This is a genomic window from Acinetobacter nematophilus (genome assembly GCF_026344175.1).
Lineage (GTDB): Bacteria > Pseudomonadota > Gammaproteobacteria > Pseudomonadales > Moraxellaceae > Acinetobacter > Acinetobacter nematophilus.
The window spans coordinates 1-14996 of sequence record NZ_JAPKMY010000015.1 but is presented as its reverse complement, the minus strand read 5'-3'; the positions used below and the strand labels follow the sequence as shown (position 1 = coordinate 14996).

The following is a 14996-nucleotide window of genomic DNA, read 5'->3' as shown; positions in this document are numbered from 1 at the left end:
TGTACCCTCTTTTCATGTAAAAAAACCCGCAAATATTTGCGGGTTCCTGAATGAAGCAGGCTTATTTTGCTGTACGTTCTTTATTTACAAGATAGTCAACAACCTGTGTGACTTTGGCATCTTCACCTTGAACTACGTATTTACCATTCACGACAACTGCGGGTACGCCAGAAAGTTGATATTGCTGTGCCAATTGATTTGATTCAGCAATTTTTGCCGTGATCGCAAATGAACTATACATGCTATTGAATTTTGCTTCAGGTACACCGTATTGCGTAAAAAATTTAGCAAATGCATCTTTTTGAAGTACTTGTTGGTTGCCTGAAAAGTTAGTATGGAACAAAGGTAAATGCGTACGTTTGCGAACACCCAATGCTTCACTCACATAGTACGCACGCGCACCCTGTTCCCATAATGGATTCATGGCTGCTGGTGTACGAATAAAGTTAACATCCTTAGGAATCTTCTTTAACCATGTTTGCATATGTGGTTCTAATTTGAAGCAATGTGGACATCCGTACCAAAAAAACTCACGTACTTCAATTTTACCTGGTACTGCAACTTTTCCAGGATTTTGAACAACGGTATAATCTTTACCTGCAACAAAATCAGCAGCCATGGTGTTTGCAGAAAATGCCATCACCATTGCGGTCATGCCACCTAAAATAAATTTTTTCATTGACTTTATTGTCCTCTAAGTCGTCTTGCATAGCATATGCATTCACTATAAAACAAATATGAGAAAATCGTTTTCCTTCTGTGAAGTTTTTTACACGATTCATCGCTTTTTTTGGATTTATGGTTACACTAGCATAACTGAAATTAATTTTTGATTAAAACAATTTACTTAGAGGTGACGAACATGTCGCAACTTAATGTTGATCCACAGGAAATTGCTAAATTTGAAGCGTTAGCTGCTTTATGGTGGGATCAACACTCTGAGTTCAGACCCTTACATCAAATCAATCCATTACGTTTAAATTGGATTGATGAACATGCCAATGGTCTTACGGGTAAGAAGATCCTCGATGTGGGTTGTGGTGGTGGCATTCTGGCTGAAAGTATGGCTCGCCGTGGTGCAGATGTTTTGGGTATTGACATGGGTGCTGCCCCTTTGAATGTAGCGCGCTTGCATGCCGAACAAGAAAATGTACAGAATATTGAATATCGACAAATCCCTGTAGAGCAATTGGCTGAAGAGCAAGCAGGACAATACGATATTGTCACCTGTATGGAAATGCTGGAGCATGTGCCTGATCCTGCTTCGATTATTCAAGCATGTCAAAAATTGGTAAAACCTAACGGTCATGTCTTTTTCTCCACCATCAACCGTAATCCCAAATCCTATCTATTTGCGATTATTGGCGCAGAATATGTCTTACGTCTGTTGAAAAAAGGCACCCATGACTATCATAAATTCATTAAACCCTCAGAGTTAGCACATGATATTCGTCAATCTGGTTTAATACTCAAAGATATGACAGGTTTACATTACAACCCTCTCACCAAACATTATTGGCTCGCACCAAATGTTGATGTGAACTACATGGTATATACCGTGAATGAAGGTGTCTGATGCAAGCTGTTCTTTTTGATTTAGATGGCACCTTGATCGATACTGCCGCAGATTTTATACGTATCATCCAAGACATGTGCAGAAATGAAGGACGTGCTGTCGTCGATGCAGATTTAATCCGGACCCAAGTCTCTGAAGGTGCACGTGCGATGGTCAAACTGGTTTATCCGGAACTTGAAGTTGATGATCCGGTTTTTCTCGCTCATCGCCAACATTTTTTAGACTTATACGGTGCAGACATTGCTGTAGATACTGATCTCTTTGCAGGCATGTATCCACTTTTAGCAGAGTTGGAAAACCATGGGATTCCTTGGGGTATTGTAACCAATAAGCCTCGCTGGCTAAGTGAATCGTTACTTCAAGCACTTAACCTAACAGATCGTTGCGCCGTACTGGTTTGCCCCGAAGATGTGACTCAGACCAAACCGGACCCTGAACCGATGTATTTAGCCGCAAAACAGATTGATATTGTTCCAGAACAATGCATTTATGTAGGCGATCATCCTCGGGATATTGATGCCGGACGAAATGCGCAGATGTATACCATCCTTGCTGCTTATGGTTATTTACCATTACAGTACAAAGATGATCTCAGTGCTTGGCAAGCAGATTGTATTGTGAATAATGTTGATGAATTACATCAGGTTATCAAGAAGTTGGTCAAAATTTAGAAGCATAGAAGATTATTTAACTGGTCTAATAAGTTAATAAAAAGACACTGAAACATCTTGAATATGGTGTTTCAATGTTTTTATATTGAAATTCAAATCACATCATAAAAACTACAGGAGGTCTCCCATGAAATATTCAGAATATCAACCTCGTCCAGATTTATTGAAGGATAAAATTATCCTGATTACGGGCGCGGGAGACGGTATTGGGCGTGCAGCAGCACTCAGCTATGCCCTACACGGCGCAACCGTCGTTTTGCATGGTCGTACGCTCAATAAACTTGAAGTCATTTATGATGAAATTGAATCATTAGGTGCACCGCAGCCCGCGATTTTACCTTTACAACTTTCTACTGCTTCTGCTCGAGATTACGAACTTTTGGTGGATACCCTTGAACAGCAATTTGGACGTTTAGACGGCATTTTACATAATGCGGGTATCTTAGGTGAACGAGTGGAACTGGCAAACTATCCCGAAGAAGTCTGGGATGATGTGATGGCAGTGAATTTACGGGCTCCTTTTGTTCTGACCCAAGAGCTTCTGCCGTTATTACAAAAATCTGAACATGCTTCGGTGGTCTTTGCAAGCTCAGGTGTTGGGCGGGAAGCACGTGCGCACTGGGGTGCATATTCGGTCTCAAAAATAGCGATTGAAGCGGTAAGTAAAATTTTTGCCAAAGAAAATACTTATCCAAATATTCGCTATAACTGCATCAATCCTGGTGGTACGCGTACGGCAATGCGTGCCAAAGCCTATCCTGATGAAGATCCAAAAGTATTACCATCACCGGAATCCATTATGCCAGCATATCTTTACTTGATGGGTGATGACAGTCTTTCATTAAATGGTGAAAGTATCGACGCACAGGATTAATTGATTTTCCCCTTACTTTAATCATGGTCGGTGGGGGGAAATTTTTTCAGCGAATTTTTATACATATCATCAAAATCTGAGATTTAAAAATTCTTTTAAATCGTTTTATCCAATAAAAAATATAATTTTATCCAGTTTTTCAAATCCAATAAGATCTTTTATAGTTTTCTTCAAGGAAACAAGACCTTTTGAGGAATGAGCCATGACTGATTTAAAATATAAAGTAGAGATCATCCGTTCAATCGAACAATTACAACTGCCCCATCATTTTATTCAAGCACTTGATGATGCCCATCAAGCAGAAAATATCATCAAGGTGGTCAATTGTCTCAAGGATATAAATGAGCAATGGTACTAAAGCGGCTTAATCAAAGCTGGAATATTGCTACTCTGGTGCTCAGCTTAAAACAATATTTATAAATATTTACATTTTTTTTAATCATAAAATGTGCACTAAAGAAAAGCACATCAGGGTTTGTGATTCAAAGCATTGCGATAACCCTTTTCACTTTTTCAGAAATATGTTTTGATTATGTCTGTATTTTTTAATGAAAAACTGAATTTTCTTCACAGTTTCTCTGCAATTTAGCAGTACAGTAGTGAGGTCAAAATAAACACACTGGATAAGCGAGGATGATTATGAAAAAGATTTTAGCGATCATCGCAATCTCTCTATCAACACTGCTGACGACTCAAATTACCATTGCAGGTCCTCATTTTGACAATGATCATGGGTATGATCAAGGTAAACGTGATCGCGGTGAGCGTGGACGTAATTTTCGTGGGAATGACGATGATAATATTCAAGAGCAACGTCGGGAGCGAGAAGAACGTGGTGTAAAGCGTTTACAGCAACATAAATGGCAAATGGGTTATGTAATGCCACAACATTACAGAGGAAACAGCTATAAAGTTGATTATAGGGATGAGAACCTACCAAAACCTTCACGTAATCAACAATGGTACAAAATTAATAATGACTATATCTTAGTTGATTCTGACAATAACAATATTGTGAGTATTCGTGGCATGTAGCCGGGTATTCGTGATCAATAGTTCAATTTCATAAGCTCAAACACCTTTTTCGTTTGAGCTTTTTTTTTGCTCCATCTCAGCTTTTACAAGCGATGAGAATAATGTATAGAACTGGTATGTAAATTCACAATTCAATGATATTTCTTCATTTTTTATCTCAAATTCAGGAGTAATTTTCAATCATCGGATAGATCATCCGTTTTATAAGGTCAATTCAAATGAAAAAAGTTATCAGCGCAATCACGCTCTCTCTCAGTGCTTTAGTCGCAACCTCAGCAATGGCAGATTGGGATCATGGCCGTGATCATCGCCCTATGGCTAGTCATGAAAAGTTTGAATGGCGAGAAGGTGTGGTTTTACCTGAACGCTACCATGACAATCATTACTATGTGAATGATTATCGTGTTTATAAAAACCTCCACAAACCAGCCAAATTTGAGCGTTGGTATAAAGTTGATGGACGTTATGTGCTTGTTAACGAACGTACCCACCATATTATTCGAGTCGTCCGTTAATATTAAAATGATCAAAAGCACAGTCCCTATTCTGTTTGCTTTACCCATCCATTAAAACTCAACACCTTCCTCACCCTCCTTTTCCCAAGGAGGGTTTTTTTATTAAAATTAACTTCAGATTGTTCGGTTTATTTTCAAGCTCGTTGAGCAATCGACCATTTTGCCTATCAAGCTTCTCATTTAGTTGATTTCCGCAGCAGGGATACGACTTTGAGATTTCTAAGCACTGAGAAAATGAGTATGTTGTCCATCTTCATCAAATCTTCATACATTTCACAATTCAACTAAATCATCCTCACCATTTATCTCTAATTTTTGCGTAATTTGAAAGCATCAAAGGACAAAAGTTAAATTCAGGTGAATCAAATGAAAAGCATTTTAACCACGATCACACTTTCGATGGCGGCAATGATAACGACATCGACTATGGCGGCACCTCATGTAGATCACCGAGATCAACATCACCGTTATGAACAACAGCGTTGGGAGCATCGAAATGAACACCGCTGGAACGATAACAGACATTATGGCAATACAGTCATACCAAGCCGCCATTGGCGTTCAGGTCAGTATTTACCTTCTCAGTTTGGTTCTTCGCGTTATCACGTCAACTATAAAAACTACCGTCATTTGTCCAAACCAGGAAAGTATCAACAGTGGTATAGAATCAATGGAGACTATGTACTGGTCAATCAGAAAAATCATCGCATTATCCGTGTCATCGGTTGACGATTTTGAAACAAAGCAAAACCCAACTGTGTTTGGGTTTTTTAATATTTTGAGCAACCCATGACAGTTCTATTGATTTAATCATGCTTTCAACTACATATTTTCATGGATATCTTCATTATTTCTCTATATTTCAGGATTAAGTTTATTCACAGATCGAAAGGAAATGTATTGATATTGAAGCTTCAAATGCAATGATCATCACTCCTTTTTAATACATGAATTTTCATCTTATATTCAAGATTCAATCGTGAAATGTATAACCCTTTTGCACTCGTCCTCCCACGTTCGGGTGCTTTTTTTATTTTGACTATTATTTATCAGTTATTTTTGTTTAGAATCATCACATAGCAATCAACAATACTGAGATAGGTATGCAAACTGACAGCCCAGAAACAACACAAAGCACAGCGCAAGAATATGTGCATTGGTTTCGTCATTCTGCACCCTATATCAATGCCCATCGTGGTAAGACCTTTGTATTGATGTTTGGTGGTGAAGCTGTTGAGCACGCCAATTTTCAACATATTATTCATGATATTGCGCTATTACATTCATTAGGTATACGACTCATTCTGGTCCACGGCGCACGCCCTCAAATCAATGCGAATTTACGCCAAAATAAAATCCAGAGCCCCATCCATATCAATCGTCGCATTACAACGCGTGCGTCTTTGCCTTGCGTCATGAACGCTGTGGGATCAATTCGCCTACAAATTGAAGCCTTATTGTCAATGGGACTCGCCAACTCGCCGATGTTTGGTGCTCGCATTGATGTTGTATCGGGTAACTTCGTGACTGCGAAACCGTACGGCATTCGAGATGGCATCGATTTTCAGCTCACAGGTGAAGTTCGAACCATTGATACCGAGGCGATTCAACGTCACTTAGACAATCAGAATATTGTGCTATTAGGTCCAACAGGCTATTCAACCACAGGGGAAGTCTTTAATTTACTGGCAGAAGAGGTGGCAACAAAAACCGCCATCCACCTGCAAGCGGATAAATTGATTTTCTTGGGCAGTCAGCAGGGCTTAATGGATGAATACGGACAATTAAAACGTGAAATTACCCCACATCAGCTTGATAAACACATTGAAAAATATCAAGATTCAAATTTTGAAATTGCCTTGCATTTACACAATGCCAAACAGGCATCATTAAAAGGAGTCAATCGTGTACATCTGCTTTCATATGCGCATGACGGTGCTTTAATTGAAGAACTCTTTACCCGGGATGGGCATGGCACCATGATTACTGATGCGCATTATGAAGAAGTGCGTATGGCAAATATCGGTGATGTAGGCGGTTTAATCAACTTATTACGTCCCTTGGAAGAAGAAGGAATTCTGGTCTATCGCTCACGCGAACGACTTGAAACTGAAATTGATAAATTTGCTGTCATCGAGCGAGACGGTACGATTTTAGCCTGTGCCGCACTCTATCCAATTCCTGCTTCCAACGATGAAGTAAGCTCCGCTGAAATCGCCTGCGTTGCTGTCCATCCTGGCTATCGCAAATCGAACCGGGGCAGTCAGATTCTACATTTCCTAGAAGAACATGCACGCCAGCAAGGTATTCAACAACTGTTTGTTCTCACTACACGAACAGCACACTGGTTCTTGGAGCATGGTTTTGAATTGGCAAATGTTGATGACTTACCCGAAGCACGCCAAGCTCTATATAACTATCAACGTAATTCAATGGTATTTAAAAAAAGCATGACCTGATCTTCAACACACACTGGGTTCCATGAATTATCACATTTACATCTAAACTTATCTAAATAGATTCCATGACTGAGAGATTTTGCTTATGCATGATCATGGAATCTATATTCCTGATCTAAATAACAGCAATAAATTTATACTTTTCATATTCTTATAACTTTTTATTTTTATAGAATATTTATTTTATATTTCTGATTTAACGATAACTTTAGCATTTAATAATTTATCTTTTTTTTTCATTAGCAATCATAAAAAACTTATTTTTTTGAAAATACAAAGCCTTTTAAGCTGATGCTCATCCTTTTTACATTACACAGGCATCGTGACTCATGGCGCACTTATTTCAACCTTCATGGAAAAAAATCTCCTTTCTAAGTGCAAGCCTTGCCACCATCATGATGCTGACTGGATGTTCTAAACCACAAGAGACCACGACTTTAAATATCGGTTTTCAAAAATATGGCGTATTGCCAATTATCAAGGCCCGGGGCGACTTGGATAAAGCGCTTAAACAAAAAGGGGTCAATGTCAAATGGGTTGAGTTTCCTGCTGGTCCACAATTGTTAGAAGGCTTAAATGTGGGAAGCGTGTCCTTTGGTGAATCAGGTGAAGCACCTCCTATTTTTGCTCAGGCAGCAAACTCCAATCTGGTCTATGTTGCCAATCAGCCTGCTGCACCTTTGGCTGAGGCACTGATCGTCCCTAAAGACTCACCGATTCAATCGGTGCAAGACCTCAAGGGCAAACGTGTCGTCCTGAATAAAGGCTCTAACGTACATTACCTTTTACTTAAAGTCTTGGAAGCAAACCATTTAAAGCTAGATGACATTCAAGTGGTCTACTTACCGCCTGCTGATGCACGTGCTGCTTTTGAAAAAGGTGCTGTCGATGCGTGGGTGATTTGGGATCCGTTCTTTGCTGCTGCGGAAAAACAACTCAATGCAAAAGTCATTGCTACAGGTCAAAACCTAGTGAACAACCATCAATTCTACTTGGCTGATCGAAAATTTGCAGAACAGCACCCCGACGTTTTAAAAACCGTAGTGAATGAATTAAATACCACCACACAATGGGTATCTCAACATCAAACTGATGCTGCCAAACTTTTAGAAAAACCGACTGGCTTACCGCTTGATGTACTCAATACATCCATTTCACGGATGGGCTTTGGCGTAAGTTCAATTTCTAACGATGTGGTGAAAAAGCAACAGGATGTCGCTGATGCTTTTTATCAACAAAAACTTATTCCAAACAAGATCAATATTCAAGCGGCTGTACTCGCTCAATAATTTCGCATAATGCGATGCAATGAGGACATCACAATGACCCAACACTTTGTACAACACAAAACATCATCATGGTTCAATGCGCCTACACATGCCATGACAACAATGTTGATCTGTAGTGCAATGCTTGGGTCAACTTCAGTGTGGGCAATTGATCCCACCGTAAAAGAGTTACGTATTGGTTTTCAAAAAAGTTCGATTAACTTTGCGATTGCCAAACAACAGAAACTCTATGAAAAAGAATTTCCCAATGCCAAGATTTCCTGGAATGAATTCCCGGCAGGACCACAGATTCTTGAAGCACTTGCCGTTGGTTCACTGGATGTTGGTGTCACGGGAGATACGCCACCCGTCTACGCGCAAGCAGCCAATAAGCCTTTGTATTATATTGCCTACGAAGCTGCCAAACCGCTTGCCTCCGCCATTCTAGTACCGAAAAGTTCCAAGATAACCAAACTCAGCGAATTAAAAGGTAAGCGTATTGCGCTACAAAAAGGTTCAAGTGCTCACTATTTATTGGTCCAAGCTGTCCGTAAAGCGGGCTTGCAATGGTCGGACATCCAACCCATTTGGCTCACTCCTGCTGATGCACGTGCCGCTTTTCAAAAAGGAGCTGTCGATGCCTGGGCGATTTGGGACCCATTCTTTGCTTCCGCCCAAATTGAAGATCAAGCCCGTGTACTCGCTTCAGGGCAGGGTTTAAGTCCAAATTATACTTTTTACTTGGCATCGCCTGAATTTGTTAAAAAATACCCTCAGGCAGTCAAAGGCATTATTCAACAAATCAATATTGCAGATAAATGGGTACAGGCCAACCGTGTTGCCACCGCACAATCAATTGGTCAAAGCACGGGGTTAAAACCACAGGTCAGTCAGACCTTTATCGATCGACGTCCTCGTCCTTCAGGTGCTGCCCCACTTTCAGCCAAAGTGATTTCAGACCAACAACAGCTCGCAAATCGCTTTAGCGAACTCAAAATTATTCCAAACAGCATTGACATCAAACAGGCTGTTTGGACGGCTAAATAGTATTTGAATTTTTTTAAGGATGCATGATATGAAAATCTTCTGGTTTATTCCCACTCACGGTGACAGTCGTTATTTAGGAACCAGCAAAGGCGCGCGACAAGTCGATCATGCCTACATGAAACAAATTGCTGTTGCAGTCGATAATCTGGGTTATGAAGGTGTGCTCATCCCGACTGGTCGTTCATGCGAAGATCCATGGATCACGGCGGCAAGCCTCATTGATGCCACTAAAAATCTAAAGTTTTTGGTTGCTTTGCGTCCAGGTGTAACCACACCTGCCCTTGCAGCGCGTATGGCAGCTACGTTTGACCGTTTATCCAATGGCCGTGTTCTACTCAACCTCGTTACGGGTGGAGACGAACAAGAATTAAAAGGTGATGGTTTATATGAAGACCATGCCACGCGTTATCAAACAGCAGCTGAATACACCACGATTTGGCGTGAAATTTTAAAGCGCTCACACACAGGGGAATCTTTTACATTTCATGGCGAACGCCTGAGTGTTGATGATGCCAAACTGCTTTATCCACCTATTCAAGCGCCCTATCCACCCCTATGGTTTGGTGGCTCTTCCGAAGACGCCATCGAATTGGCAGCTGAGCAAGTCGATACCTATTTAACCTGGGGTGAACCACCTGCTGCGGTGAAAGAAAAAATTGCTGTCGTTAAAGCACGGGCAGAAGCCAAAGGACGTCAGTTAAATTATGGTATTCGCTTACATGTGATTGTTCGTGAAACTGCAGAACAAGCATGGCAAGCAGCCAATGAATTGATTCAATATGTGGATGACGCAACCATCGCTGCCGCTCAAAAGAAATTTAAACAAATGGATTCTGTCGGTCAGCGTCGCATGGCAGAACTACATAATGGTGATCGTAGCAAGCTTGAGGTTTCTCCAAACCTTTGGGCGGGCGTTGGCTTAGTTCGTGGTGGTGCGGGTACAGCATTGGTGGGTGACCCACAAACGGTTGCAGATCGTATCCAAGAATATGCTGAATTGGGGATCAATACTTTTATCTTTTCTGGCTACCCACATTTGGAAGAATCGATTCGTTTTGCCGAGCTGGTATTCCCCTTGCTTCCATTGGAAACACGTAAAAAACTCACCCAACCAAATTTAACTGGACCATTTGGAGAAATTGTAGCCAACAACTATACACCCGAGGAAAATAAAAAGCCCTTAAAGGAGTTCGCATGAATGCCATAGTCAAGCGAAGTCCTACCAAGGAAAGTCATGTCGTTTCACGTGGAACAAAGCAATTGGGGCAGCGTTTGCTGCCTTGGATTGTTCCGATTTTATTGATTGTCATTTGGCAAGTCGCCTCGAAAACGGGCTGGCTTGAAAGTCGTGTCCTTCCTGCTCCAACAGCAGTGGTATCAGCTTTTTGGACATTATTGATCAGCGGTGAACTCTGGCAACATGTCAAAGTGAGTGCAGGTCGTGCCTTGCTCGGGCTATTGGTAGGGGGCGGTTTAGGTTTGATTTTAGGCTTGCTCAACGGCTCTTCAAAAGTTGCGTCAAACCTGCTGGATACGACCTTGCAAATGATTCGAAATATTCCTGCTTTAGCACTCATTCCACTTGTGATTTTATGGTTCGGTATTGATGAATCAGCAAAGTTGTTTTTGGTGGCAGTTGGGGTATTTTTTCCTATTTATATCAATACTTATCATGGCATTCGCTCAGTTGATCCTCAATTGATTGAGATGGGGAAAAGCTATGGTTTAAACCAATGGCAATTATATAAAGAAATTATTTTACCTGGTGCAATGCCATCTATTCTGGTTGGTTTACGTTTTTCATTGGGCTTAGTTTGGGTATTACTTATTGTTGCAGAAACCATTTCTGCTCAATCTGGAATTGGTTATATGACCATGAATGCCCGTGAGTTTTTACAGACAGACATCGTCCTCGTCGGTATTTTACTGTATGCCCTTTTGGGTAAGCTTGCCGATGTCTTCGCACAATTCTTAGAAAAATATCTATTGCGTTGGCACGCAGGTTATCAAAAATAGGAGCTTGAAATGACCGATTTAAGCATAAGCCAATACGCCAATGATCTTCTTCCAAGCCCAGAGGCAATTGAACAAGACCAGGCAAAAATTGGTGCAGAAATTTTGATTGAACAGCTGCATAAATACTATGGTGAAGTTAAAGTTCTCGAAGATCTAGACTTGCACATTGAAGCGGGTGAGTTCGTTGCAATCGTCGGACGCAGTGGTTGCGGTAAAAGTACTCTATTGCGTTTAATTGCGGATTTAGAACAACCCAGTTACGGTGAAATCAAATTTAAGTCTTTGCTGAATTTTCGTGAAGGTATTATCGCAGATGATATTCGGGTGATGTTTCAGGACCCACGCCTTTTACCATGGAAAAACATTTTAAAAAATGTGCAATTGGGTCTCGCCAAAGATCAATTTCCCAAAGCTGAGCAACTACTCGAAAAAGTCGGGTTAAAGGAAAAGTCAGGATTATGGCCTTCACAGCTTTCAGGTGGACAACGTCAAAGAACGGCACTTGCACGTGCGCTGTCGCATACACCATGCGTGTTGCTGCTGGATGAACCTTTGGGAGCTCTGGATGCATTAACACGTCTAGAAATGCAAAACTTGATCGAAAAACTGTGGCTGGAACAAGGATTTACCACCATTTTAGTCACCCATGATGTTAGCGAGGCTGTGCAATTGGCGGACCGTATTATTCTTTTGGATAAAGGTCATATCGCACAACAGTTTCAAGTTGAATTAGCCCGCCCACGTCAAAAAGGAGTTGTGTTTGCTGAACTTGAACAGCAAGTGCTGGCTGCTGTGTTGGCGACTTAAAAACATAGCACACTGAGGATTTATCTATAAAATATAAGGGCATAAAGTTTCTTGCCCTTATTCCAGCTTGAATCCTGTATTTTTATCAATATGTCGAAGTTTCATCCATTTTTATCGACTAAAACTTCATTATTAAATAAATAAAATCATCCATAGAGATTTTTCATTCAAATATAATCGGATGCTTTTAAATCAAAATGACTTTCTTAAATTAAAATTAAATAACAGCATTCTTGGTTCATTTATTTTGTAAGTGACTCAAAAAATAGTCTTATACTAAAAAATGTCACAAAATTTAAATAATAAGCCATAACTGACATAATTTTTATATTGGTTTTGCTCTAGTTTAGTGCAAATTTAGATAATAGTGAATTGCGATTGATTTAATAATAAAACTTCATAATTATTTATCAGAAATATACCAAAATAATGTTGCTTTCTGTGCACAAATCAAACATTTTACCGTACAATTTAATAATCATTTATTTGATTTAAAGATGCGATGGAACAAAAAAAGAGTGCTCAAAAACGGCAGCAGTTACTTAGTGCTGCACTTGATGTATTTTCTGTCTATGGTTTCAACGGTGCAAGCCTAGACGAAATTGCGCAGTTAGCAGATATGCATAAGTCGAATATTTTCTATTATTATGAAAATAAAGAAGCCTTATACGTTGAAGTACTGACAACGGTCATGCAGAAATGGTTAGCACCATTACAATCGCTTGAATCAGAATTGGAACCAGCTGAAGCTTTGTCACATTACATTATGACAAAGATTGAAATCTCAAGAACTCAGCCCAAAGCTTCTAAGCTTTTTGCCTTAGAAGTGATTCAAGGTGCGCCACATATTTTATCCATTCTCAAAGGTCCGCTTAAAAAGTTATTTAAACGCAAAGCAAAGGTCATTTTGAATTGGCAAACTCAAGGTAAAATCTCAGATCAAATCGATGCTGAATTACTGATTATCAATATTTGGGCATTGACTCAAAACTATGCTGATTTCAGTACTCAAATCGAAATGGTTACAGGTAAAACTTTACGTAATAAAAGTATGTGTCAACGTGCAATCGAACATACAATCCATATGACTTTATATGGTGTATTACCGCGCAATTAATCATCCAATATAACAATATTGGTTATTTTGGCAAACGACCATAGTCCCCTATGGTCGCCTAAACTTAAATTGAAATTCTGATGATATTCAATTTGCTGTTTTTCTAATCTAGAGACTGATAAAGTTTTAATAATTTCTGCGCGCCTAATAATAAATTTTCTTCCCAATCTAAATGCGCAGTATCATTGGCACCATCGCTAATATACTTCACGGAAATCAATCGCACACCGAGCTTTTTACATACTTTCGCCAATGCATAACCTTCCATATCAACTAAATCACAATTGACCTTCGGCTGTCCTGTTTCAAAACTATCCCCTGTACCACAGATGCCTTGTAACAAATCAGGAAAATAACTGTCTAAATGAATTTCTTGAGGAAAATGCTGGTCCATTGGCGTGACACCCACTTCAAAGCCAAGAGGAGAAACATCCATATCTCGCTGTACAAAGGTTTTTACTTCGATCAATTCATGAGCATTAAAAGTTGAGCTTCCTGCACTACCAAGATTCAATATAGTTTTACAACCTGTCTTTTGAATGACGTCATAAGCCGTGAATGCTGCATTGATCTTTCCAATTCCACTATAATGGATGGCAATCCCTGCTTGTTCAAATAAACCTTTAGATTCATTGGGTAAAGCCATGATTAATGCTAAATTATCTTTCATTACTATTCAAAATTAAAATTTTACTTATTAAAATTGAATTTTTATTCCAGATCAATTTAATTCTTTTTTTAAACCTTCTGCCCCTCACATTCAATTTAAAATCATATACAAATCACTACGATACTCTACAGTTTGATTGTCCATAATGATCAAATACATAAATAGAGACGACAATAAATGAATATTCAAATCATTGTGGGTAGTATCCGAGAAGGTCGTGTTGCAATCAAAGTTGCAGAATGGCTACTCAAAACAATTAATCAACTTGAATTTAGTACCTTAAATGTTGAAATCGTAGATTTAAAAGAGTGGGATCTGCCTTTCTTTGCAGGAAAAAACTCACCTGCTTCAGGTATTTATGACCAACCCAAACAGCAGGAGTGGGCAAAAAAAGTCGCTTCAGGCGATGCCTTTATTTTTATTACCCCAGAGTATAATCATGGATACAGTCCTGTACTGAAAAATGCAATTGACTATGTATACAAGGAATGGCAAAGCAAACCCGCTGCATTTGTCAGTTATGGTGGAACGAATGGCTCACGTTCGATTGACCAAATTAAACAGGTGTGTGCTTTTATTGGCATGATTGACTCCAATGCAGTCATCGAAATTCGCGATATTGGTCAACGTGGTAAGACCGAAGTATTTGAAGGCAATGAATTTGATAATAAAGCCGTAAAATCCGTAGTCAATAAATTGATTCAATATGCCAATGTCTAAGTGATTGTTGTACGTTTTGGCTTACATCGCTTGTTTAATTTTACGACTTGGTTGATCTAAAGAATTTATCTATTCTATCGTCATAGGGAACAGGAAGTTTCCCAGACACAAAATAACAATAATCGGTCTGAGCATCAGGAAGTGAGGTAGAACAGGAGTTTACCTAACGAACCAATACGAAAAAGCCCCGTCAGGATGATGGGGCTTTTTTTATATATAAT

General features: G+C 39.6%; 17 protein-coding genes. 15 read left to right on the top strand and 2 right to left on the bottom strand.

Translation table 11 applies throughout. The annotated features are described in order from the left end of the window. Positions 1 to 61: 61 nt before the first annotated feature. A complete protein-coding gene (locus tag OSH00_RS19040; protein WP_196076230.1) occupies positions 62 to 679 on the bottom strand; it encodes a thiol:disulfide interchange protein DsbA/DsbL in 618 nt (205 codons plus the stop codon). Between the two features lie 183 nt (positions 680 to 862). On the opposite strand from OSH00_RS19040, the gene ubiG reads away from it, so the two are divergent. The 14 genes from ubiG to OSH00_RS18970 all read left to right on the top strand — a co-directional run bounded on the left by ubiG (position 863) and on the right by OSH00_RS18970 (position 13385). Next, the gene (ubiG, locus tag OSH00_RS19035) at positions 863 to 1576 is read left to right on the top strand and encodes a bifunctional 2-polyprenyl-6-hydroxyphenol methylase/3-demethylubiquinol 3-O-methyltransferase UbiG (protein WP_196076229.1); all 714 of its coding nucleotides are present in this window, start codon (positions 863 to 865) and stop codon (positions 1574 to 1576) included. Further along, a complete protein-coding gene (locus OSH00_RS19030) occupies positions 1573 to 2247 on the top strand; it encodes an HAD family hydrolase (RefSeq protein WP_266131760.1) in 675 nt (224 codons plus the stop codon). The genes ubiG and OSH00_RS19030 overlap by 4 nt, the downstream gene beginning before the upstream one ends. Positions 2248 to 2374: 127 nt before the next feature. Beyond that, entirely contained in the window at positions 2375 to 3121 is a 747-nt protein-coding gene (locus OSH00_RS19025) for a YciK family oxidoreductase (protein WP_196076227.1), read from the top strand. 202 nt (positions 3122 to 3323) lie between these two features. Then, positions 3324 to 3479, top strand: coding sequence for a hypothetical protein (locus tag OSH00_RS19020; protein ID WP_196076226.1), 156 nt, complete (start codon positions 3324 to 3326; stop codon positions 3477 to 3479). 281 nt (positions 3480 to 3760) lie between these two features. Continuing rightward, the gene (locus tag OSH00_RS19015) at positions 3761 to 4156 is read left to right on the top strand and encodes an RcnB family protein (protein WP_196076225.1); all 396 of its coding nucleotides are present in this window, start codon (positions 3761 to 3763) and stop codon (positions 4154 to 4156) included. Positions 4157 to 4374: 218 nt separating this feature from the next. Next, entirely contained in the window at positions 4375 to 4671 is a 297-nt protein-coding gene (locus OSH00_RS19010) for an RcnB family protein (RefSeq protein WP_196076224.1), read from the top strand. 366 nt (positions 4672 to 5037) lie between these two features. Further along, a complete protein-coding gene (locus OSH00_RS19005; RefSeq protein WP_266131723.1) occupies positions 5038 to 5400 on the top strand; it encodes an RcnB family protein in 363 nt (120 codons plus the stop codon). A 374-nt stretch (positions 5401 to 5774) separates the two neighbouring features. Further along, entirely contained in the window at positions 5775 to 7130 is a 1356-nt protein-coding gene (gene argA / locus OSH00_RS19000) for an amino-acid N-acetyltransferase (RefSeq protein ID WP_196076222.1), read from the top strand. Between the two features lie 329 nt (positions 7131 to 7459). Beyond that, a complete protein-coding gene (locus tag OSH00_RS18995) occupies positions 7460 to 8419 on the top strand; it encodes a sulfonate ABC transporter substrate-binding protein (RefSeq protein ID WP_266131722.1) in 960 nt (319 codons plus the stop codon). Between the two features lie 93 nt (positions 8420 to 8512). Then, the gene (locus OSH00_RS18990) at positions 8513 to 9445 is read left to right on the top strand and encodes a sulfonate ABC transporter substrate-binding protein (protein ID WP_266131759.1); all 933 of its coding nucleotides are present in this window, start codon (positions 8513 to 8515) and stop codon (positions 9443 to 9445) included. Between the two features lie 28 nt (positions 9446 to 9473). After that, positions 9474 to 10643, top strand: a complete 1170-nt coding sequence (gene ssuD, locus OSH00_RS18985) for an FMNH2-dependent alkanesulfonate monooxygenase (protein WP_266131721.1) — start codon at positions 9474 to 9476, stop codon at positions 10641 to 10643. Further along, positions 10640 to 11461: an aliphatic sulfonate ABC transporter permease SsuC gene (gene ssuC / locus OSH00_RS18980; RefSeq protein WP_266131720.1), complete on the top strand. Its 822-nt coding sequence runs from the start codon at positions 10640 to 10642 to the stop codon at positions 11459 to 11461. The genes ssuD and ssuC overlap by 4 nt, the downstream gene beginning before the upstream one ends. A 9-nt stretch (positions 11462 to 11470) precedes the next feature. Beyond that, a complete protein-coding gene (locus tag OSH00_RS18975) occupies positions 11471 to 12268 on the top strand; it encodes an ATP-binding cassette domain-containing protein (RefSeq protein ID WP_266131719.1) in 798 nt (265 codons plus the stop codon). A gap of 502 nt (positions 12269 to 12770) precedes the next feature. Further along, positions 12771 to 13385, top strand: coding sequence for a TetR/AcrR family transcriptional regulator (locus OSH00_RS18970; protein WP_004832227.1), 615 nt, complete (start codon positions 12771 to 12773; stop codon positions 13383 to 13385). Between the two features lie 103 nt (positions 13386 to 13488). On the opposite strand, the gene OSH00_RS18965 is transcribed toward OSH00_RS18970, so the two are convergent. Further along, a complete protein-coding gene (locus tag OSH00_RS18965) occupies positions 13489 to 14055 on the bottom strand; it encodes a 5'-methylthioadenosine/S-adenosylhomocysteine nucleosidase family protein (RefSeq protein WP_266131718.1) in 567 nt (188 codons plus the stop codon). Between the two features lie 177 nt (positions 14056 to 14232). Here OSH00_RS18965 and OSH00_RS18960 point away from each other — a divergent pair, with 177 nt between their 5' ends. Then, a complete protein-coding gene (locus OSH00_RS18960) occupies positions 14233 to 14775 on the top strand; it encodes an NADPH-dependent FMN reductase (RefSeq protein WP_266131717.1) in 543 nt (180 codons plus the stop codon). Positions 14776 to 14996: the final 221 nt, after the last annotated feature.